At 75.6% G+C, this 21,855-nt stretch carries 15 protein-coding genes; 7 read left to right on the top strand and 8 right to left on the bottom strand.

Annotated features, from left to right (window positions below; translation table 11 throughout):
- Positions 1 to 52 precede the first annotated feature (52 nt).
- Positions 53 to 1,135, bottom strand: a complete 1,083-nt coding sequence (locus tag ACI792_RS17555) for a hypothetical protein (protein WP_456603727.1) — start codon at positions 1,133 to 1,135, stop codon at positions 53 to 55.
- Between the two features lie 87 nt (positions 1,136 to 1,222).
- Positions 1,223 to 2,140, bottom strand: coding sequence for a hypothetical protein (locus tag ACI792_RS17550; RefSeq protein ID WP_456603726.1), 918 nt, complete (start codon positions 2,138 to 2,140; stop codon positions 1,223 to 1,225).
- A gap of 295 nt (positions 2,141 to 2,435) precedes the next feature.
- Here ACI792_RS17550 and ACI792_RS17545 point away from each other — a divergent pair, with 295 nt between their 5' ends.
- Positions 2,436 to 4,190: a putative bifunctional diguanylate cyclase/phosphodiesterase gene (locus tag ACI792_RS17545; RefSeq protein ID WP_456603725.1), complete on the top strand. Its 1,755-nt coding sequence runs from the start codon at positions 2,436 to 2,438 to the stop codon at positions 4,188 to 4,190.
- Positions 4,191 to 4,312: 122 nt separating this feature from the next.
- Complete coding sequence (locus ACI792_RS17540; protein WP_456603724.1) at positions 4,313 to 5,551, top strand: polyhydroxyalkanoate depolymerase; 1,239 nt, start codon at positions 4,313 to 4,315, stop codon at positions 5,549 to 5,551.
- A gap of 19 nt (positions 5,552 to 5,570) precedes the next feature.
- Here ACI792_RS17540 and ACI792_RS17535 read toward each other — a convergent pair whose 3' ends face one another.
- The 5 genes from ACI792_RS17535 to ACI792_RS17515 form a co-directional block, all read right to left on the bottom strand.
- The gene (locus tag ACI792_RS17535; protein ID WP_456603723.1) at positions 5,571 to 6,701 is read right to left on the bottom strand and encodes an aromatic ring-hydroxylating oxygenase subunit alpha; all 1,131 of its coding nucleotides are present in this window, start codon (positions 6,699 to 6,701) and stop codon (positions 5,571 to 5,573) included.
- Positions 6,698 to 7,849 (bottom strand): N-methyl-L-tryptophan oxidase, encoded by a 1,152-nt coding sequence (solA, locus tag ACI792_RS17530; protein WP_456603722.1) that lies wholly within the window; start codon positions 7,847 to 7,849, stop codon positions 6,698 to 6,700. The genes ACI792_RS17535 and solA overlap by 4 nt, the downstream gene beginning before the upstream one ends.
- A gap of 2 nt (positions 7,850 to 7,851) precedes the next feature.
- Entirely contained in the window at positions 7,852 to 10,281 is a 2,430-nt protein-coding gene (locus ACI792_RS17525) for a GcvT family protein (protein ID WP_456603758.1), read from the bottom strand.
- Positions 10,282 to 10,435: 154 nt separating this feature from the next.
- A complete protein-coding gene (locus ACI792_RS17520) occupies positions 10,436 to 11,209 on the bottom strand; it encodes an IclR family transcriptional regulator (RefSeq protein ID WP_456603721.1) in 774 nt (257 codons plus the stop codon).
- Positions 11,210 to 11,369: 160 nt separating this feature from the next.
- Positions 11,370 to 11,903: an NUDIX hydrolase family protein gene (locus ACI792_RS17515; protein WP_456579877.1), complete on the bottom strand. Its 534-nt coding sequence runs from the start codon at positions 11,901 to 11,903 to the stop codon at positions 11,370 to 11,372.
- 117 nt (positions 11,904 to 12,020) lie between these two features.
- Here ACI792_RS17515 and ACI792_RS17510 point away from each other — a divergent pair, with 117 nt between their 5' ends.
- The 5 genes from ACI792_RS17510 (at position 12,021) to fmdA (ending at position 21,126) form a co-directional block, all read left to right on the top strand.
- Positions 12,021 to 13,955 carry a primary-amine oxidase gene (locus tag ACI792_RS17510; RefSeq protein WP_456603720.1) on the top strand — a complete coding sequence of 645 codons (1,935 nt, stop codon included), beginning with the start codon at positions 12,021 to 12,023 and terminating at the stop codon, positions 13,953 to 13,955.
- Positions 13,956 to 14,063: 108 nt separating this feature from the next.
- A complete protein-coding gene (locus ACI792_RS17505; protein ID WP_456603719.1) occupies positions 14,064 to 18,572 on the top strand; it encodes an HAD-IC family P-type ATPase in 4,509 nt (1,502 codons plus the stop codon).
- 176 nt (positions 18,573 to 18,748) lie between these two features.
- A complete protein-coding gene (locus ACI792_RS17500) occupies positions 18,749 to 19,033 on the top strand; it encodes a zinc ribbon domain-containing protein (protein WP_456603718.1) in 285 nt (94 codons plus the stop codon).
- A gap of 86 nt (positions 19,034 to 19,119) precedes the next feature.
- A complete protein-coding gene (locus ACI792_RS17495) occupies positions 19,120 to 19,803 on the top strand; it encodes an AmiS/UreI family transporter (protein ID WP_456603717.1) in 684 nt (227 codons plus the stop codon).
- Between the two features lie 69 nt (positions 19,804 to 19,872).
- Positions 19,873 to 21,126 carry a formamidase gene (gene fmdA / locus ACI792_RS17490; protein ID WP_456603716.1) on the top strand — a complete coding sequence of 418 codons (1,254 nt, stop codon included), beginning with the start codon at positions 19,873 to 19,875 and terminating at the stop codon, positions 21,124 to 21,126.
- 58 nt (positions 21,127 to 21,184) lie between these two features.
- Here the strand turns inward: fmdA and ACI792_RS17485 are convergent, their stop codons facing one another.
- Positions 21,185 to 21,664 (bottom strand): hypothetical protein, encoded by a 480-nt coding sequence (locus tag ACI792_RS17485; protein ID WP_456603715.1) that lies wholly within the window; start codon positions 21,662 to 21,664, stop codon positions 21,185 to 21,187.
- Between the last annotated feature and the right edge of the window lie 191 nt (positions 21,665 to 21,855).

Genomic DNA, 21,855 nt, shown 5'->3' with positions numbered 1-21,855 from the left:
GCAGCCCGACGGGCCCGACCACCCGTGGGTGGCCGGGCCCGCCGTCCCGGCATCAGCTGCGGACGGCGACCCGGCGGCGGCTGAGCAGCGTCAGTCCGATACCGAGGGCGACGGCCAGCAGCCCGGCGAGCAGCGCCGGGTAGGCGGCGCTGCCGGTGTAGGCCAACGCCGAGTCGCTACCGGCGGCAGCGTCGGCGGTCTTCGTTCCGGCGCTGTCCCCCTCGCCCGTCGACACCGTGGTGCTCGCAGGAACCACGCCCGGGTGAGCGGCCGGCGGACCGGACGCCGGCTGGACGGGCGCCGCCGGCGCGACCGGGGTGCCCGGCGAGACCGGGGCGCCCGGCGCGACGGGAGCGGTGCACGTGGTCCCCGCACCACCCAGTACCGCGACGCCGATCCCGCAGACGCTCACGGGCGCATCGACGCCGACGACCGGGTCCGTGCCGTCCGTCGATCCACCCGCGGCCGGAGCCGGGGCGGCGCAGTCCGCGGCGGCGTCACCGAGGACACCGGCGGCGATGCCGCAGACGGTGATCGGCGCATCGACGCCGACGACCGGGTCGGTGCCGTCCGTCGATCCACCCGCCGCCGGAGTCGGGGCGGCGCAGTCCGCGGCGGCGTCGCCCAGCACGCCGACGGCGGTACCGCACACGGTGACCGGGACGTCGGCATCCACGAGGGAGGCACCGGCGTCGGGCTGTGCCGCCGGGGCGGCACCGGGCGAGGAACCACCGGCGGTGGCGTCGCCCAGCACCCAGACGGCGTTGCCGGTCACGGTCACCGGCACGTCGGCGTCGACCACCGAGCCGGAGGACCCGCCGGCCGCCGGAGCGGCCGCGGGCTGAGCTGCATCCACCCCGGCGACGTCGGCGGCGTTCCCGCCGATGCTGATCGGCACCTCGACCGCCAGGCCGCCGAGGTCGACGCCCACGGTGCCCTCGAGCACCGGCAGGTCGATCTCGGCCGGCGTGTTCCCGGGCGCGGTGCCCAGCACCGCCAGTGCGTTGTCGGTGACGGTGACCGGGACGGTCACCGCGACCGCGTTCTCGTCGGCGGACGCGAGGCCCGTGCCGGCGGCCAGCAGACCGCCGGTGAGCAGGGCCGTCTGCAGCCCGCGCTTCATCCACACGTTCATGAGCGATGTCCTTCTCTCTGACTGAGGGACCGGTCCGTCGGACCGGGTGGGATGGCCGCGGTCAGCGCGGGGCTGACCAGGGCGCCCTCAGTCGGGGGCGAAGGAAGGGTCGAGCGCGCGGTCGGCTGCCGTGCCGCGTGCGCCGTCGGCCGCGGCGGGCAGCGCGGCGGGGTCGACGAGACCGGCGGCCGGCGGCTGGTCCGCCGCCGGCTGGTCCGGGGACGACGGCCCGGAGGCCGCCGCCGGTGCCGGTGCGCCGGACGGCAGAGCCGGTCCGGGCACCGGCACGTGGTTCCCGCCGGGGACAGGGGCGGGAACGGCGGTGACGGCGTCGTCCACGTGCTCGGCGACGCCGACCCGAGCGGCCGGAGCGCGCCCGGCGATCGAGGGATCGGAGCTGGTCGGGACGGCGGACCCCGGACTCGTCGAGGAGGCGGCAGACGCCCCCACGACGGGCGATCCGGTGATCACCCCTGCGGCGACCGGCGCACCGGCCGCACGCGCGGGTTCCACGACCTCACGGATCACGGGCGCCAGCACCGGCGAGACCGCGGTGCTCACCGGCTCCAGCACCGGGGAGACGGAGTCGACCACCGGCGCGAGAGCAGTGATCACCGGCGCGGTGACCGGCTCGACCGCACGGAGGACGGGCACGACCACGGTTCTCCCGACCGGCGCCGGCACGTCCGTCACCGGCGCGGTGCTCCGGACGACCGGCGCCACGGCCTCGGCCGCCGGCGCCACGGTGGCGTCGACGACGGGCGCCACGACCGGTGCGACCGGAGAAGCGACCGGCGCCGGCAGGCTGCCGGCTCCATCCGCGATGTCCTGCACCGGGGCGGTCAGCGGAGCGAGTGGCGACGGCGGCGAGTCATCCGCGGCCGCCGACGCCGTCGCCGACCCCGCCACCCAGAGCCCGACGCCGAGGCCCACCAGCAGCAACGTGCGCCGGCCCAGGGGCGGGCCCCACGGCCGGCGGAGGGCGGCGGTCACACGCATGGCCATGCCGCCCCCCAACCGTCGGTGATCGATGTCTCACAGCCAGTCAAGACCTCGGTGCGCAGAGCCGCTATCCGAATCGTGTCGCTCGATGGGGTGACGGCACCAGCCACCCCTCGCGTGCGTGAGCATCGGCGCGAGCCGACGACGTGCGCGCGCCGCTGCAGAGCCGGCGCATCGTGCCCGACGCCGGCCGCTGACCGGTCGCGGCGGGAACCGGCGAGGCGCCCCGCCTGCCTCGGTCCCCCCGGACGGGTGAGCGGAGATCAACGGCCCGCACGTTCCGGTCGATGTCGTTTCCATGAGGTGGTCCGACGTCCCCGAGGTGGCGACACCGCGCGTCATGACCCAGACCGCCGCCGTCCTGTACCTGGTCGGCGGCATCGCCGGCATGCTCGCCACCCTGGGCACCGACCCCGGCGACCCGTCGCGCACCGCCCTCTTCGCCCTCGCCGGGGGCGTGCTCGTCACCTCCGGGATTGCCTTCCGATGGGGACGGAGCTGGCCCCGGCAGGCCTTCCACGTCGCCATCGGCACGGCGACCACGGTCATCCTCGTCGCCGTCACCCTGAGCCCGGACCCGGTGACGGCGGTCGTGATCGGCTCGCTGGCCAGCTTCATCGCGATCGACGCCTGCTTCTTCAGCCTCCGGCTCGCCGTCGTCCACGTGGTCGCGGTCCTCGGGACCCTCACGACCGCCCTCCTGCTCCGCGGCGACATCGCCCTGCCCACCGCCCTGGCGCTCGACGCGGTGGCCATCGGGCTGAGCACGATCACCCGCGGCCTGGTGATGCGGGCCTCCAGCGCCAGCCGCGACCCGCTCACCGGCCTGGCCAACCGGCGCGGCTTCGACCAGGCGATGGACGAGGCCATGGCAGCGGCCGCCCGCACCGGCGAGCCGTTGTCGGCAGCGCTCCTCGACCTCGACCACTTCAAGGCCCTCAACGACTCCCAGGGCCACGACGCCGGCGACCGGATCCTGCAGCGGGTGGCCGACGTCTGGCGCACGGCCCTGCCGGCACCCGCCGTCCTCGCCCGGCACGGGGGTGACGAGTTCGCCCTGCTGCTGCCCGGGCTGACCGGGCCGGCCGCCCTGGACGTCGTCAGCCGCGTCCGCGCCCTGCACCCGGACATCGGCATGTCCTGCGGCGTGGCCGAGCACCGCCCCGGCGACAGCGCCGCCCAGCTCATGCGCCGCGCCGACCTGGCGCTCTACGGCGTCAAGACGGCCGGCCGGGGCGGGTGCCGGCTCGAGTGCGGCCCCACCTCCGACCTGGCCACCGATCTCGCCGCGGCGCTCGACGCCGGCGCGGTGACGGTGCACTACCAGCCGATCCTCGACCTGCGCACCGACGAGGTGGTCGGCGTCGAGGCACTGGCCCGCTGGACGCACCCCCAGCGTGGCCCGGTGCCGCCGGGCGAGTTCGTCGCCGTCGCCGAGCAGCACGGCCTGATGCCCCGCCTCGGCGAGCACGTGTTCCGGACCGCCTGCACCGAACTGGCCGCGCTGCACGCCGCCACGGGGCGGCGGCTGCACGTCGGCATCAACGTGTCCGGCCGCGAGCTGTCCGACCCGGCCTACGTGCGGCGGGTCCGCGCCGTGCTGGCCGAGACCGGCTGGCGGTCCGCCGACACCGTGCTGGAGGTGACCGAGAGCCTCCTGGAGGCGGAGTCCTCCCTCGCCGTGGCGACGCTGCACGAGCTGCGCGCCCTGGGCTTCGTCGTCGCCATCGACGACTTCGGCACCGGCTACTCGTCCCTCAGCCGCCTGGACACCCTTCCCCTCGACGTCCTCAAGGTCGACGCGTCGTTCACCGCGACGATCACCAGCTCCCCGCGGCGGGCCACGATGCTGCGCAGCATCGTGGGCATGGCGCACGGCCTGGGTCTCGACGTCGTCGCCGAGGGCGTCGAGACGGCGGAGCAGGACGCCGAGCTCCGCGCGGTCGGCTGCAGCTTCGGCCAGGGCTGGCACTTCGGCCGGCCCGCACCCCTGGCGGACGTCGTCGCGTCGCTGGACGACCGGTCCGCCCGCACCCCGGCCCTGCGGGCCTGACCAGGCCCCCTGCGCGACGCGCACGAGCGAGCCGCCCTCCTGCGGGCGCACGGCTCGGCACCCGGTTACCGTGACGTGACGCAGATCTCACGCTGCGCCCGACGACGGAACAGGCGGATCGCATGCTCTACAGCGCCTACCAGTGGAACCGGCGGGCCACGGCGCCCCTCCTGACCGCATCGCAGCTGACCGCCCGGGCACTGGAGGCCGTCCCCGCCCCGCTGGCCCGTACGCCGGCCCTCCGCCACGTACGCGCGGCCTGCGACGTCCTCGGCCACGCGCGTCCGACGCACGACCGCCCGGCGTTCGGCATCGATTCGGTGCTCATCGACAACGAGCCCGTCGCCGTGCAGGAGCGCCCGACGATGCGGACGCCGTTCGCCACCCTCCTGCACTTCGAGAAGCCCGCGGTCGCCGGTCAACCGCGGGTGCTCGTCGTCGGGCCCATGTCCGGGCACTTCACGACGCTGATCCGCCCGACGATCCACACCCTCCTCGCCGACCACGACGTGCACGTCATCGACTGGCACAACGCCCGCGACATCCCGGTCGAGCACGGCCCGTTCGGGCTGGACGAGTACATCGAGCACGTGATGGAGGCCGTCCGGTTCCTCGGTCCGGACACCCACGTCGTCGCCGTCTGCCAGCCGGCCGTGCCGGTGCTGGCCGCGGTGGCCCTGCTCGCCGCCGCGGAGGACGCCGCTCAACCCCCGAGCGTCACGCTCATGGCAGGACCCATCGACACCCGGGTGAACCCGAACCGGATCAACACCAGGGCCGCCACCAAGCCGCTCTCCTGGTTCGAGCGACGCGTCGTCGACACCGTGCCGAAGGGATACGCGGGCGCCGGGCGCCGGGTGTACCCGGGTTTCGTCCAGCTGACCGCGTTCATGTCGATGCACCCGATCCGGCACCTGTCCGCCCACGGGCGGCTCTACCGGGACCTGGTCGCCGGCAACACGGAGCGGGCGGCCGCCACACGGGCCTTCTACGACGAGTACGGCGCCGTCATGGACGTCCCCGCGGAGTTCTACCTCGAGACCGTCGGCCGCGTCTTCCAGGAGCACGCCCTGCCGACCGGCCGACTCTCCTGGCGGGGGCAGCGCGTGGACCCCCGCGCGATCAGCCGGACCGCCCTCCTCACCGTCGAGGGCGAGAACGACGACATCTGCTCACCCGGGCAGACGGTGGCCGCCCACGAGCTGTGCAGCGGCATCCCGCAGGAGAAGAAGCACCACCACCTGCAGCCGGGGGTCGGCCACTACGGCGTCTTCAGCGGATCCCGCTGGGAGGCGGAGATCTACCCGGTCGTCCGTGCCTTCATCGACCGCTCCTCCCAGCGGCTGGCAGCTCCGGCCTGAGCGACCAGCCCGTCGAGGCTCAGCCCTCGCCGAGCCGGCCGCGCAGCCAGTCGTGGAACAGCCCGAGGTGGTGCTCGACGGGCACCAGCACGCCGCCGGCCGCGTAGGCCCGCGAGCTCATGCCGGGCTGGGTGCGCTCGCAGGCGGCGAAGTCCTGCTGGTTGACCCGGTGGAACAGCTCGACCGACCGGGAGACGTCCAGCCCGGCGGCGACCACCTCGGGTGCGTACAGCCAGTCGCACTCGACCACCGTCCGATCGACGGCCAGTGGGGTCATCCGCAGCAGGATCACGTGGTCGGGCACCAGGTTGAGGAAGACCGCCGGCTTGATCGTGGCCGCGTAGTACCGGCGGTCCCGGTCCGGGTCGATCCCCGGGAGCGCGGGGAACCCGGCGCTCCCGTCCACGGTGAAGCCCTCGGCGGCGGGGGCGAACTCCGCCCCGTGCCCGACGAAGGACTGCGCCGCGTACCCGCGGCTGAACTCCGGCAGGACGTCGGTCAGCTCGGGGTGGATCGTCGCGCAGTGGTAGCACTCCATGAAGTTCTCGACGACGAGCTTCCAGTTGGCCGCGACGTCGTAGCGGATCCGCCGGCCCAGGGCCAGCCGCCCGACGTCGTACTCCTCGATCGCCGCGGGGTCGCCGAGCCGCTCGGTCACCGCGCCGACGACGTCGTCCTCGAAGGAGGGCGGGGCGTCGGCCAGGCACACCCACGCGTAGCCCAGCCACTCGCGCAGGTGCACCGGCACCAGGCCGTTGGCGACCCGGTCGACGTCGGGCATCCGTGCCAGGTTGGGTGCGGCGACCAGCTCGCCGTCCAGCCCGAAGGACCACGCGTGGTACGGGCAGCGCAGCGTGCGGGTCACCTGCCCCGACTCCTCGCTGCACAGCTGCGCGCCGCGGTGCCGGCACACGTTGAGGAACGCCCGCAGCGCGCCGTCCCGGCCGCGCACCACCAGCACGCTCTCCCGGCCGACCTGCACCCGCCGGAAGCTGCCGGGGGCGGCGACCTCGTCGGTGCGGGCGACGCACTGCCACATCACCTCGAACACCCGCTCCTGCTCGCGGGTGAACAGCGCCGGGTCGGTGTAGTACCGCCCCGCCAGGGTCGGCATCAGGCTCGCGGACGCAGCAGGGAGGGTCGCGGTCATGGGGTGGCCTCCAGTGCGGGCCGGCGGGGGTCGAACAGGCCGATCGGGTGCTTCGTCGCTCCCGTCGTGGCGAGGTCGGCGAGGATCTCCCCGACCACCGGCACGAACTTGAAGCCGTGCCCGGAGAAGCCGCAGGCCACGGTCACCTGCGGGTGCGCGGGGTGCGGCGCGATGACGAAGTGCTCGTCGGGGGTCGTCGTGTACATGCACGTCGCGGCCTTCAGCAGCTCGCCCGGCAGGGTCGGCAGCACCCCGGCCAGGTGCCCGGCCATCGCGGCGACCTCCTCGGCGTGCACCTCCCGGTCGATCGTCTCCGGCGTGCACGGGATCCCGCGCCGGAAGAAGGCCACCTTCGCCCCGCCGTCCGGGCCGTCGATCGCCGGGAAGCCGTAGACCTGGGTGCCGTCGGCCGCCTCGTGGATGTAGATCGGGTGCCGGTCCGGCGTCCATGCGGCGGTGCCGCCGGTCGGCTGGAACCAGTACATGACCTGGCGCTCCACGGTGAGCGGGACGCCGAGGTCGGCCAGCACCTCGGGCGCCCACGAGCCGGGGCTGACCACGAGCGCGCCCGCCTCGTACTCCCCCGCCGCCGTCCGCACCCGCACCCCGCCGCCCGGGGTCGCCGTCCACTCCAGCGCCGGCTCCTGGAAGCGCAGCTCGGCGCCGCGGGAGAAGGCCAGGTCCAGGTGCGCGGCCACGGTCGCCTCCGGCCGGGCGAACCCGGCCGCGGCCTCGAACAGCCCGACCTCGTCGTCGGCCGGGGTCAGCGTCGGGAACCGGCGGCGGACCTCCGCCGCGTCGAGCAGTTCGTGCGCCAGTCCCCACTCGCGGGCGGCACCCAGGCTGCCGGCGACGGTGCGGCTGTCGGGCCGGCCGAGGAACACCCCGCCGGTGCGCACCAGCACGTCGGTGCCGGAGTCGGCGCACAGCTGGTCCCACAGCTCGTAGGCGCGCAGCAGCAGGGGCACGTAGGCCGGGTCCTCGAAGTAGGCCTGCCGGGTGATCCGCGAGCCGCCGTGGCTGGAGCCCTGGTCGTGCGCCGGGCCGAACCGCTCCAGCCCGAGCACCCGCTGCCCGCGGGCGGCCAGGTGCGCGGCGGCCGCGCTGCCCATGCCGCCCAGCCCCAGGACGATGACGTCGTAGGTCATGGTCAGCACCTCATCCGGGCGCCGGCGGGGTCGACGAGCGGGTCGGCGGCGACGGTCGCCCGGACCGGCTCCCCGAACCAGTCGATCGTCACCGCGGTGCCGGGGCCCGCCACCGACGCCGGCAGCCAGGCGTAGGCGATCGACCGGCCGATCGTGTAGCCGAAGCCCGCGCTGGTGACGTGGCCGACCGGTGTCCCGCCGATCCGCACCGGCTCGCGACCCAGCACCGTCGTCGCCGGGTCATCGAGGACGAGGCAGGCCAGCCGCCGGTCGTGCGGACGGCGTTCCAGCGCCTCCCTGCCGACGAAGTCCTCGTCCTGGCGGACGGCGAACGACAGCCCCGCCTCGACCGGGTCGTGCTCGGTCGTCATGTCGACCCCCCAGGCGCGGTAGCCCTTCTCCAGCCGCAGGCTGTCGAACGCCCGGCGCCCCGCGGCGACCAGCCCGTGCCGCTGCCCGGACTCCCAGAGCGCATCCCACAGCCGCAGCCCGGTGGCCGCCTCGGTGTACAGCTCCCAGCCGAGCTCGCCGACGTAGGAGACCCGCAGCGCGGTCACCGGCACGCCGTCGACGGACAGCTCGCACGCCCGGAACCAGCCGAACGCCTCGTGCGAGACGTCGGTGCGTGTCAGCACCTGGAGCACGTCGCGGGCCCGCGGCCCCCACAGCCCGATGCCGCAGGTGCCCGCGGTGGTGTCCCGCAGCTGCACCGATCCGTCGTCCGGCGCGTGCTGCCGGAACCAGTCGAGGTCGAGCGGGCCGTTGGCCCCCACCTGGAACCGCTGCTCGCCCAGCCGGGCGACCGTCAGGTCGCTGCGGATCCCGCCCGCGGCGTCCAGCAGCAGGGTGTAGGTCACGCGGCCGACGGGCCGGGCGACGTCGTTGGTGGTCAGCCGCTGCAGGAAGGCGCAGGCCCCCGGACCGGTCACCTCGATCCGGGTGAGCGGCGTCATGTCGTACATCGCGCCGTGCCTCCGGGTGGCCAGCGCCTCGGCGGCCACGGTCGGCGACCACCACCGCGCCGCCCAGGGGTGCCGCGGCGGCAGGTCCAGCCCCTCGGCCAGCGGCGCGTTGGCCTCGAACCACAGCGGCCGCTCCCAGCCGCCCGCCTCGGTGAAGACGGCGCCGAGCTCCTGCTGCCGGCCGTAGAACGGGCTGGTGCGCAGCGGACGCAGCACCGCGGGCGGGTCGAGCGGGTGCACGACGTCGTAGACCTCGACGAACTGCTGCGCCCCGCGCCCGGCCACGTACTCCGGCGAGAGCTGCACGTCGGTGAACCGGTGCAGGTCGCACTCGTGCACGTCGGTGCGCGGCTGGCCCTCGACCAGCCACTCGGCCAGCGCCTTCGCCACGCCCGCCGAGTGGGTCACCCACACCGCCTCGGCGACCCAGAAGCCGGGCAGGTCGCGGTGCTCGCCGAGCAGCGGCATGCCGTCGGGGGTGAAGGAGAAGACGCCGTTGATGCCGTCGGCGACCTCGGTGGCGGCGAGCCCGGGCAGCAGCGCCAGGCTCTGCTTCCAGGCGTCGGCGAAGTCGTCGGGGGTGAAGGGCAGGCAGCTGTTCGGGTGCTGCTCGGTCTCCGCGGCGGTGACCGGCATCGGCCGGTGGCCGTAGGAGCCGATGCCGATCCGGTCGCCGTGCTCCCGGTAGTAGAGGTCGGCGTCCTGGTGCCGCAGGATCGGCGCGCTGATCTCCCGCGTCGCACCGGCCAGCGCCGGCACCGGCGCCGTGGTGGCGTACTGGTGCGCCAGCGGCTGCAGCGGCACGGTCAGCCCGGCGAGCGCGCCGACGTCCGGGCCCCAGAAGCCGGCGGCGCAGACGACGACGTCGGCCGGCACGAAGCCCTGGTCGGTCTCCACGCCGCTGACCCGGCCGCGTTCCTGCGCGACCCCGGTGACCCGGTGCCGGGCGAGGAAGCGGGCGCCCCGCTCGATCGCCCGCCGCGCCTGCGCCTCCCCGGCCGGCACCGCGTGCGCCAGCCCGTCGCTCGGCACGTGCAGCCCGCCCAGCACGGCGGCCGGGTCCAGCAACGGGTGCAGCCGGGCGCACTCCTCCGGGTCGACCAGCCGAGCCTCGATGCCCCACGAGGTGGCCAGGCCGTGCCGGCGGGCCAGGTCGGCCCAGCGCTCCGGCGTCGTCGCCACCTCCAGGCCGCCGACCGGCCGGAATACGGGTGCGCCGTCGAGCGCGAGGTCGCCCAGCTTGCCGACGGTGTAGCTCGCGAACTCGGCCAACGTCTTCGAGGGGTTGGTCTGGAAGACCAGGCCCGGCGCGTGCGAGCTCGAACCGCCGGCCGCGAACAGCGGCCCCCGGTCGAGCACGGTGACGTCGGTCCAGCCGCGCGCGGTGAGCTCGTCGGCCAGCGAGCAACCGACGATCCCGGCGCCGATGACCACGACGCGGGGCGACGTCCTGCGGGGAGCCATGTCCATGGCCACGCCCTTCGCTCGTTGCGGATCCCGCAACGGCTCGCGGGATGCGCAACAGCGTCCGAAAGGCCTCCGCACCCCGTCAAGAGGCGTCCGCGTGTCGTCGCGCGTCCTGACACGGTGTTCACACCGCCGACACGGAACGCGGCTCCGGCGCTCAGCCCAGCTGCCGGCCGGTCTCCGTGGCGACGACGCACAGCCGCTCCGCGACCTCGGCGAACCGGTCGCGCGGCAGCCGGTAGGACGGCGCCGAGACGCTGAGCGCGGCGACCAGCCGCCCGTCCGGCGCGCACACCGGCGCGGCCACCGCGTTGAGGCCCAGCTCGAGCTCCCCCTCGGTGGCCGCCCACCCCTGCTCGCGCACCCCGGCCAGCACCTCGTCCAGGACCGCGGCCTCGGTGATCGTCGACGGCGTGTACCGCTCCAGCGGTGTGCCGGAGAGGGCCGCGCGCGCGGCCGCCGGCCCGAAAGCCAGCAGCACCTTGCCGCTGGAGGTGGCGTGCAGCGGGGTGCGCCGGCCGACCCAGTTCAGCACTCCCACCGAGGCGCTCCCCTGCACCTGGCTGATGTTGACCGCGCTGTCGCCGTCCAGGACCGCGAGGTTGACCGTCTCGTCGAGCTCGGCGGCCAGCCGCTCGCACACCTCGCGCCCCAGCCGGGTGAGGTCCAGCTGCGCCGCGCTCGCCCCGGCCAGGCGCACCAACCCGAACCCGAGCCGGTAGGTGCCCCGCTCCCCCAGCTGCTCGACCAGCCCGTGGGCCTCCAGGGTGGCCAGCAGCCGGAAGGCGGTGGACTTGTGCACCCCCAGCTCGGCGCCGAGGTCGGTGACACCCGCGCTGCCGCGGTCGGCCAGGACGGAGAGCATCGCCAGCGCCCGGTCGACGGACTGGACGAGCGGGGCTTGGCCGTCGCCGTCCGCACCGTTGCGCATGACGCAACGCTAGCCCAGCCCGTGCGCCGGCGGAGGCGTCGACCCCCACGCGCGCAGCGGGTGCTCCGGGCGGCGAGGCCGCCCGGCCCGAAGAGGCGTGCGCGGCCGGTGCCGGGAGAGCGTGCCCGCCCACCAGCTCCGCCACCGGGCGGGGCCGGGGTCAGACGCCGAGATGCGCGAGCGCCTGCAGCAGCAGGGTCGCCTGACCGTTCGTGAGCTCCGCGAGCACCGCCGGGTCGCGCGCCTCCAGCGGCGTGAACCAGGTCAGCTCGAGCGCGTCCTGCTGCGGCGAGCAGTCACCCTCCACCGGGACGACGTAGGCCAGCGAGACCGCGTGCTGGCGCGGGTCGTGGAACGGCGTCACCCCGGGGGTCGGGAAGTACTCGGCGACGGTGAACGGCTGCGGCGCCGGCGGGACGCGCGGCAGCGCCAGCGGGCCGAGGTCCTTCTCCAGGTGCCGCAGCAGCGCCGCGCGCACCCGCTCGTGGTACAGCACCCGCCCCGAGACCAGGGCCCGCTTGATCTGCCCGTCCTCGCCCGCGCGCAGCAGCAGCCCGATCGAGGTCACCGTGCCCTGCTCGTCCACCCGCACCGGCACCACGTCGACGTAGAGGATCGGCAGCCGCTCGCGCGCCGCGTCCATCTCCTCGCGGGCCAGCCAGCCCCCGCCTGTCGCCGTCGTCAGCTCGGTCATGGCACCTGTCTAGCCGACGCACCCGCCCGCCCGACACCCGCGCCGCCGGAGCGAGGACGTGCTCCCGGTCACGCGGGGCCCTTCCGCTCCGGCGCCACCGGGAGTAGGCACATCACCATGACCGCCGTCACCACGCGCACGACCGCCCACCCGCTCGCCCGGCTCACCGCCGAGGAGATCACGACCGCGACGGGGATCGTCCGCGCCGCGGGCCTCTGCGCCGGGTCGACGAAGGTCGTCTACGTCGGCCTCGAGGAGCCGCACAAGGCCCAGGTCCTGGCCTGGCAGCCCGGCGACGCCGTCGAGCGCCGGGTCCGGGCACTGCTGCTGGACCGGGCCACCGGCGGCGGGCGCGACGTCACCGTCTCGCTCACCGCCGGCGCCGTCGTCCGGGACGTCGAGCTCGACGCGGTCGCCGACGGGCAGGTGCCGATCCTCGACGCCGAGTTCGAGGCGATCGAGCCGATCCTCGCCGCCGACGAGCGCTGGGTCGCGGCGATGACCAAGCGCGGGCTCGACGTCGCCCAGGTGCGCTGCGTGCCCTTGTCGGCCGGCTCCTACTTCGCCGACGAGGAGGGGCACCGCATGATCCGCGTGCTCGGCTTCCACCAGGCCGACGACGCGGACCTGCCGTGGGCGCACCCCGTGGACGGCGTCGTCGCGTTCGTCGACATGACCCGCGGTGTCGCGACGGCGGTGCAGGACCACTACGACCTGGCGGTCCCCGCCGAGCGCGCCGACCTCACCCCCGACGTGCACCCCGCCCCGGTGCGCGACCTCAAGCCGATCGAGATCACCCAGCCCGAGGGGCCGAGCTTCACCGTCGTCGACGACGAGGTCAGCTGGGCCGGCTGGCGGTTCCGCATCGGGTTCGACATGCGGGAGGGGCTGGTCCTGCACCAGGTCTCGATCGACGGCCGGTCGGTGATCCACCGCGCGTCGATCGCGGAGATGGTCGTGCCCTACGCCGACCCCTCGCCGGTGCGGTTCTGGCAGAACTACTTCGACACCGGCGAGTACCTCTTCGCCCGGTACACCAACTCCCTGGAGCTGGGCTGCGACTGCCTGGGCGAGATCCACTACCTCGACGCCACGATCGCCGACGAGGACGGCGCCCCGCGCACCATCCGGAACGCGATCTGCATGCACGAGGAGGACTACGGCGTCCTCTTCAAGCACACCGACCTCTTCAACGGGATGGCCGAGACCCGGCGGCAGCGGCGGCTGGTGGTCAGCTTCTTCACCACCATCGGCAACTACGACTACGGCTTCTACTGGTACCTCTACCTCGACGGCACCATCCAGTTGGAGAGCAAGGCCACCGGCGTCGTCTTCACCTCCGCCTTCCGCGGCGAGGAGCACCCGTACGCCACCGAGATCGCCCCGGGCCTCGGCGCGCCGTTCCACCAGCACCTGTTCTCCGCCCGGCTGGACATGGCGGTCGACGGGGTGGACAACACCGTCTACGAGGTCGACGCCGTCCGGCAGCCGGTGAGCGACGCCAACCCGTACGGCAACGCCTTCACCCGGCGCAGCACCCCGCTGACCTCCGAGGCGGAGGCCGCCCGGCTGGCCGACAGCAGCGTCGGCCGGGTGTGGCACGTGGTCAACGAGTCGAAGCGCAACCGGCTCGGCCAGCCGGTGGCCTACGCGCTGCACCCGGAGGGCGGGCCGGTGCTGCTGGCCGACGAGAGCTCCTCGGTGCACGCCCGGGCCACCTTCTCGACCAGGCACCTGTGGGTGACGCGGTACGACCCGGCGGAGCGGTACGCGGCCGGTGACTTCGTGAACCAGCACCCGGGATCGGCCGGGCTGCCGGCGTTCGTCGCCGACGACGAGCCGCTCACCGACACCGACGTGGTGCTGTGGCACACCTTCGGCCTCACCCACTTCCCGCGGCCCGAGGACTGGCCGGTCATGCCGGTCGACTACGCCGGGTTCACGCTCAAGCCGGTCGGGTTCTTCGACCGCAACCCGGCCCTCGGCGTGCCGCGGTCGGCCTCCTCCCACTGCGCGCCGGCGGACGGGGAGCACGGCGGGCACTGCTCGTGACCCCCGACGGGCCGGCCGCGCTGCGCCGGTGAGACCGCCGGGCCGCGAACCCTGCGGTTCACCGGCCGTTCACGTACCGTTTCCCGTGACCGTCGTCACGGGGGCGCCATGACTCTGCTGCACCGGCTGGGCTCCGCCGCCCGCCAGGCCACGCAGGTGGCCACCGGTGCGGCCGCGCTGGCCGCCGTCCCGGTGGTCGTGGGTGCGGGCCTGCTGGGCGGGACGGCGTCGGCCACCACGCGGGCGGCGCGCGCCGGGGTCGCGGGGTCCCTGCACCTGGCCCACGGCGTCGCCGTCTCCGGCACCCGCGCGGTCGGCACCCTGGTCAGCGGCGCCGACCCGCTGCCCAGCGGCCACCTGCACGACCTGGTCGACGCCGCCCGCGGCCTGCTGGAGCCCCCGCAGACCCGGCACACGCGCCGCGTCTGGCGCGACCGCGACCGGCTGCAGATCGAGGTCGAGGACCCCGCCGACGACGATCCCCCCGCCGCCCGCGCCGCCCTGCGCCGCCAGCTCGAACGCCTCGAGGGCGTCGAGTGGGCCACGGTCAACGACGTCGTCGGCCGGGTGCTGGTCGCGGTCGACGCCCGCCGGGTCGGCATCGAGGACGTCGTCGGCGTGGTCACCGAGATCGAGCAGGCCCGCGGCGGCACCGGCGTCTTCCCGTACCGCCCCGACCACCCGGCCGACGTCGAGCCGCTGCTGGCCGCCGTGGCCGCCGCCGCCGTCGACGTCGCGGCCGTCGGCGTCGCCACCGCCGCGAAGTACCTGCCGATCCCCGCGGTGCACCGGCACGCCACGCTGGTCATGGCGCTGCTGGACACCCAGCAGTGGCTCAAGCGCGGGCTGTCGGACCGGATCGGCCCGGTCGGCACGGACCTGGTCTTCGAGGGCACCAGCGCGCTGCTGCACTCGCTCACCCAGAGCCCCACCCTGCCCGCGATCAACGCCGCCGCCGCGGTGCAGCGAGCGCTGGAGGTGCGCGCCCGCCGCCGGGTGTGGTGCCGACGCGAGCGGGAGCTGTGCGGCCCGGAGCCCGACGACGACCGCTCCCCCGCGCCGCCGCCCGGCCCGCGGCCCGGCGAGCCGCCGCGCGGCCCGATCGAGACCTACCGCGACCGCCTCGGCCCCACCGAGCTCGGCGCGGCGCTCGGCCTGCTCGCACTCACCGGGCGCCCCGGACGCTCGGCCGACCTCATCCGGGCGCTCACCCCCAAGGCCGCCGTGCAGGGCCGCGAGTCCTTCGCCGCCACGCTCGACCTGCTGCTGTGCCGGCAGGGCGTGCTGCCGATGGACGGCTCGGTCTACCGCCGGCTCGACCGGGTCGACGCCGCCGTCGTCGACGCCGCCGCGCTCTGCACCGGCCCGCCGGTGGTCGTCGAGGCCGTCGCGGACGCCGACGGGTGGGACGACGCCGCCGTCTGGTCGGCCGCCACCCGCCTGCTCACCGGCGACGGCGACGGCGACGACCGGCTCCGCCTCGGGCCGGTGCGCCGCGGCGACGACGCCCCCGGCGGCGAGGTGCGCTCGCTGCTGCAGGGCCGCCGCCGGGTCGGCACGGTCACCGTCGCCGCCGAGCTCGACCCGCACGCCGAGTCGCTGCTCACCACCGTCGCCGACGCGGGCCTGCGGCTGGTGCTCACCCGGCACGTCGGGGCCCGCGACATCGCCGGGCTCGCCGACGACGTCGCCGATGCGGGGACGGCGCTCGTCGACACCGTGCGGGGGCTGCAGGAGGAGGGGCACGGCGTCCTGGTGGTCTCGGCCACCGACGGGCCCGCGCTGATGGCCGCCGACGTCGCGGTCGCCCCGGTGCTGCCGGGCCGCGCGCCGGTGTGGGGCGCCGACCTGGTCACCGATCCCGGCCTCGCCGACGCCTGCCGCATTGTCGCCGCGGTCCCCGACGCCCGGACGGTCAGCCGCCGGGCGACCGCGGCCGCGCTCACCGGGAACGTCCTCGGCGGGCTGCTCGCCGCCGTCGGCAGCCCGCGTGCCGGCCAGCAGCGGGCCACGACACCGGGCAAGTGGGCGACCGTCACCACGATGGTCACCGGCACCCGCGCCGCCGTGGTGGCCGCCCGCCGCCCGGTGCCGGCCCCGACCGCGCACACCCCCTGGCACGCGCTCGACCCCGACGAGGTGCTGCGCCGGCTGGCCGACGTCCCGGCTCCGCCCGAGCACCCCTCGGGCCGGGTGACCGCGGCCGCGCGGCGGGCCGCCGCCTCCCGCGCCGTCCGGGTCCCGGCCCGGTTCGGCCGCACCGTCGGCGCGGAGCTCGCCGACCCGCTCACCCCGATCCTGGCCACCGGCGCCGCGGCCACCGCCGTGCTCGGCGAGGTCACCGACGCGGTGCTGGTCGGCAGCGTCACCGCCATCAACGCCGTCGTCAGCGGCCTGCAGCGGATGCGCGCCGAGAGCACGCTGGAGGCGCTGCTGCTCGAGCAGGCGCACTGCGCCCGCCGCGAGACCGGCCGCGGCACCGAGGAGGTGCCCGCCACCGCGCTGCGCCTGGGCGACGTGCTCCTCGTCGAGCCCGGCGACGTGATCGGCGCCGACGCCCGGTTGCTGGAGGCCGAGGACCTGGAGGTCGACGAGTCGAGCCTCACCGGGGAGTCGCTGTCGGTCGCCAAGTCGGTGCCCGCCACGCCGGGGGCGGAGCTCGCCGACCGCACCTGCATGCTCTTCGACGGCACCACGGTGGTCGCCGGGCACGGGCGGGCCGCCGTCGTCGCCGTCGGGGCCGCCACCCAGGCCGGGCGCGCGGCCCGCGCCGCCGGGGGCGCCGCACCCCCGGCCGGCGTCCAGGCCCGGCTGGCCGAGCTCACCCGCGCCGTGCTGCCCCTCACCCTCGCCGGCGGCGGCGCGGTCACCCTGCTCGGCGTGCTGTGGGGTCGCCCGCTGCGGGAGTCGGTCGCATCGGGGCTCGCGATCGCGGTCGCCGCGGTGCCCGAGGGGCTGCCGCTGGTCGCCACCGTGGCCCAGCAGGCCGCGGCCCGACGGCTGTCCCGGCGCGGCGCGGTGGTGCGCAGCGCGCGGGTGCTCGAGGCGCTCGGCCGGGTGGACACCGTCTGCTTCGACAAGACCGGCACGCTGACCGAGAACCGGCTGCGGGTCGCCCGGCTGCTCCCCCTGGACGACGGCACCGAGGAGGAGCTCCTCCGGCTCGCCGCCGCCGGCATGGGCAACGGCGACGACCGCTCCCACGAGACCGACCGGGCGGTGCTGGAGGCCGCCGGCGACGCGTGGAGCTCCCCGCCCGACGCGTGCCTGGCCTTCGCCGCCGGCCGCGGCTTCTCCGCCGCCGTCCGCGACGGCCGGCTGGTCGTGAAGGGCGCGCCCGAGGTGGTGCTGCGCCGGTGCGACGGCGCCCCGGAGCTGCGCGACCGCATCCGGCAGCTGGCCGGCGAGGGGTTGCGGGTGCTCGCCGTCGCCGACCGCGCCGTCGACGGGACACCCGAGGACCTGGACGGGGCGGCCACCGGGCTGGCGCTGCGCGGGCTGGTCGGGCTCTCGGACACCCTGCGCGAGTCCTCGGTGCGCGCCGTCGAGCAGCTGCGGGCGGCCGGCGTGCGGGTGGTGGTGGCCACCGGCGACCACCCCGAGACGGCGAGCGCGATCGCCGCGCAGGCCGGGGTCCCGGACGCCGACCGGGTGGTCACCGGCGCGCAGCTGGCCCGGGCCACCGACGCCGAGCGGGCGCGGCTGGTCGCCGGGACCGCCGTCTTCGCCCGGCTCAGCCCCGAGCAGAAGGTCACGCTGGTGCAGGCGCTGCGCCGGGCGGGGGCGACGCTCGCGATGACCGGCGACGGGGTGAACGACGCCGCCGCGATCCGGCTGGCCGACGTCGGCGTCGGCGTCGAGGGCGCGGAGTCCCCCGCCGCCCGCACCGCCGCCGACCTGGTGCTCACCGACCTCGACCTCACCCGGCTGGTCGACGCGATCGCCGAGGGCCGGGCCATGTGGTCGCGGGTGCGCGACGCGGTGTCTGTCCTGGTCGGCGGGAACGCCGGCGAGGTGGCGTTCACCGTGCTCGGCACCGCCGTCGGGGGCCGGGCGCCGGTGAACACCCGCCAGCTGCTGCTGGTCAACCTGCTCACCGACATGTTCCCGGCGCTCGCCGTCGCGGTGGCCGCACCCCGGCAGGCCCCGGCGGGCGACGACGACGGGCCGCTGGCCGGTCACCCGCTGGCGCCGGTGCTGCGGGCCGGCCCGCACCGGGGTTTCACCGCGGCGGTGCGGCGGATGGTGCTCGTGCGGGGTGCCGCGACGACGGCCGGCGCCACCGCTGCGTGGTTCGTGGGCCGTGCGACGCCGGTGTTCCCCGGCCGGGCCAGCACGATGGGGCTGGCCGCGCTGATCACCACGCAGCTGGCGCAGACCGCGTGGTCGGGGCGGCGCAACCCGCTGGTGCTGGTCACCGTGGCCGGCTCGCTGGCAGCCCTGGTCGCGATCGTGCAGACCCCGGGGGTGAGCCGGTTCTTCGGCTGCACGCCGCTGGACCCGGTCTCGTGGGCCGTGGTGCTGGGCTGCGCCGCCGCGGCCGCCGCGGGTGCCGAGCTCGTGCCGGGGGTCGTGACCCGGTGGCGGGCGGCGGGGCCGTCGGTCCCCCGCCCGTGACCAGCAGTCCCTGCGGTCGGTGACGGGGCAGCACGGCGGGTGAGGGCGCGCGCATGCGCCATCCCGGACGGTCGGCCGTGCCTGCGTCGCCGTCGCCCGAGGGGTTGACCAGCACTTCCACACGCGAGCAGCGTGGCCGACCTCGATCACCGCACCCGGCTCGACGGAGGACGGCGATGGCGCAGTACGTGTACCGCTGCGACGACCACGGGCTCACCGAGCGCTCGCACCCGATCGGCACCGCCGGGCCGACGACGCCCTGCCCCACCTGCGGGTCCGCCGCCGCGCGGGTCATCACCGCACCGCGGCTCTCCCTCGGTGACGCCACCCGCCGGGCGCTGATCGACCGCACCGAGCGCACGCGCGACGAACCCCGGGTCGTCTCCTCCCCCGGCCCGCGGCCGGCCCGATCCTCCCCGGTGGCCGCCAACCCGGCGCTGCGCCGGCTCCCCCGGCCCTGACCCAGGGGCACCACGACACCGCACCACGCGACACCGCTACGCCGAACGGGGACCACGACGCCGACCAGCGATGAGGGGATGTCCAGATGGCCAGCGTGGGACTCCTGTACGTCGGAGCCGTCCTGATCCTCAACGGCCTGATGCTCCTGGGCCGGGTGGACGCCCGGGCGGCCGCGCCGCTGAACTTCTTCGTCGGTGGGTTGCAGGTGATCACCCCGACGTACCTGATCTTCACCTCCGGTGGGAACCCCGACGCGGTCCTCGCCGCATCGGGGCTGTACCTGTTCGGCTTCACCTACCTCTACGTCGGGTTCAACCTGCTCGGCGGCCTGGACGGCACCGGGCTCGGGTGGTTCTCGGCGTTCGTCGCCGGGTGCGCCCTGGTCTACGCCGGCCTGAACTTCGGGCGCCTCGACGACCCGGCCTTCGGCGTCATCTGGCTCTACTGGGCCGTCCTCTGGGCGCTGTTCTGGGTGGTGCTCGGGCTCAAGCGCGAGGAGTGGACGCGCTTCACCGGCCTGGTCGCCGTCGTCGCCGGGGTGTTCACCGCCGCGATCCCCGCCTTCATGCTGCTCACCGGCGTCTGGGGCGACTACCTCACCGAGTCCGCGATCGTCCTCGCGGTGATCTGCCTGGCGTCGCTCGCGCTCGCCCCCAGGCTGCGCGTGCCCCAGCCGGCGGAGGCGAGGGCACCCGCGCCGGAACTCCGGGAGCCCGACGCGCCGCCGTCCCCCCGCTCCGGCACCCCCGCCGCCCACGAGAGGAGGTGACCGCGCCCGCTGCCGGATCCACCCCCCGCTGCACCGGCGGTGCAGCGTCGCCCGACCAGGAGGCAAGCCGTGCCGAAAGTCGTCTACCCGCTGGACTCGTCCAAGAAGTTCACCGACCAGAAGTACGTGGGCCACAACCGCTGGCACCCCGACATCCCGACCAACGTCACCGTCCGCCCCGGCGACACGTTCCGCGTCGACTGCCGGGAGTGGTTCGACGGGGCGATCCACAACGACGACTCCGCCGACGACGTCCGGGACGCCCCGCTCTCGACGGTGCACTGCCTGAGCGGCCCGTTCTCCGTCGAAGGCGCGCAGCCCGGTGACCTCCTGATCGTGGACATCCTCGACGTCGGCCCCATCCCCCAGGAGGACTCCGGGCCGCTCGCCGGGCAGGGCTGGGGCTACACCGGCATCTTCGCCAAGCAGAACGGCGGCGGCTTCCTCACCGACCAGTTCCCCGACGCCTACAAGGTGATCTGGGACTTCTCCGGTCAGACCGCCACCTCCCGGCACGTCCCCGGGGTCTCGTTCACCGGCATCGTGCACCCGGGACTGATGGGCACCGCGCCGTCGGCCGACCTGCTGGCCCGCTGGAACCGCCGCGAGCAGGCGCTGATCGACACCGACCCCGACCGCGTGCCGCCGCTGGCGCTGCCGCCGCTCCCCCAGGACGCCATCCTCGGCACGCTCGAGGGCGCGGAGTACGACCGGGTGGCGGGCGAGGCCGCGCGGACGGCACCGCCCCGGGAGAACGGCGGCAACCAGGACATCAAGAACCTGACCAAGGGCAGCCGCGTCTTCTACCCGGTGTTCGTCGACGGCGCGAAGCTGTCGCTCGGCGACCTGCACTTCTCCCAGGGCGACGGCGAGATCACCTTCTGCGGCGCCATCGAGATGGGCGGCTTCATCGACCTGCACGTCGACCTGATCAAGGGCGGCATGGAGACCTACGGGGTGAGCGAGAACGCCATCTTCATGCCGGGCAACGTCGACCCCCGGTACGAGCGCTGGCTGGCCTTCTCCGGGACGTCGGTCACCCTGGACGACGAGCAGCGCTACCTGGACTCGCACCTGTCCTACCAGCGCGCCTGCCTGCACGCGATCGACTACCTCACGAAGTTCGGCTACACGCCGGAGCAGGGCTACATGATCCTCGGCGCCGCGCCGATCGAGGGCCGGCTGTCCGGGGTGGTCGACATCCCGAACTCCTGCTCCACGGTCTACCTGCCGACCGGGATCTTCGACTTCGACGTGACGCCGTCGGCGTCGGGCCCCACCCGGATCGACCCCGGCATGGGCGTTCCGCGGTCGAGCTTCTGATCCGGAGAACCCGCGAGCCCCGCACCCGGTCGGGTGCGGGGCTCGCGTCGGGTCCGGATCAGTCGCCGGTGTAGGCGGCCACGCCGAAGTGCTGCTCGCCGTCCTCGTCCACCTGGACCAGCACGGTGTAGGCCTGACCGCCGATGATCGCGTCGCAGGTGTCGCCGTCGCACTCGATGGTCTCCACCTCACCGCCCTGCTCGGCCAGCGCGCGGGTGACGGCGGCCTCGGTGGCGGCGTCGTCCTCGTCGATGCCGCCGCGCCACAGGACGAGGCCGGCGATGGCGATCGCCGCCACGACGACGGCGACCAGCGCGGCGATCAGCAGGCCGCTGTTGCGCGCCGCCCAGCCCGGCTCGCCGGAGCCTTCCGGCTGCCCGCCCGGGGCGGATGCGCCGGCGACACCGCCGCCGTCGAGGACGCCGCTGGTCACGCCGTCGGTCGGCCCGGCGACCGCCGGCACGGGCGGCGGGAAGGACGGGTTCGGCTGGCCCTCGCCCGCCGGGGGGCCGGTCGGGTTCGGGGTGTCGGTGCTCATGGGAGGTCGTCCTTCATCGGGGGTGCGGGGTCGTCGGGGTGCGGGTCATCGGGTGCGAGAGCGTCCGGCCGGCCGACTCCGGAAACCCTGCCACAGCGCAGGGGCGGGGCGGGGGCGCGCGCGGCGGCCACGCCGGGAACCCGCCCCACCCGCGGCGGGGGCGGGGGGGGCGCCGGGGGGGGGGCGGGGGG

This window comes from Blastococcus sp. SYSU DS0669, assembly GCF_054050895.1.
Note: the sequence above shows the minus strand (reverse complement) of the source record. Positions and strands in the feature narration are given on the sequence as shown.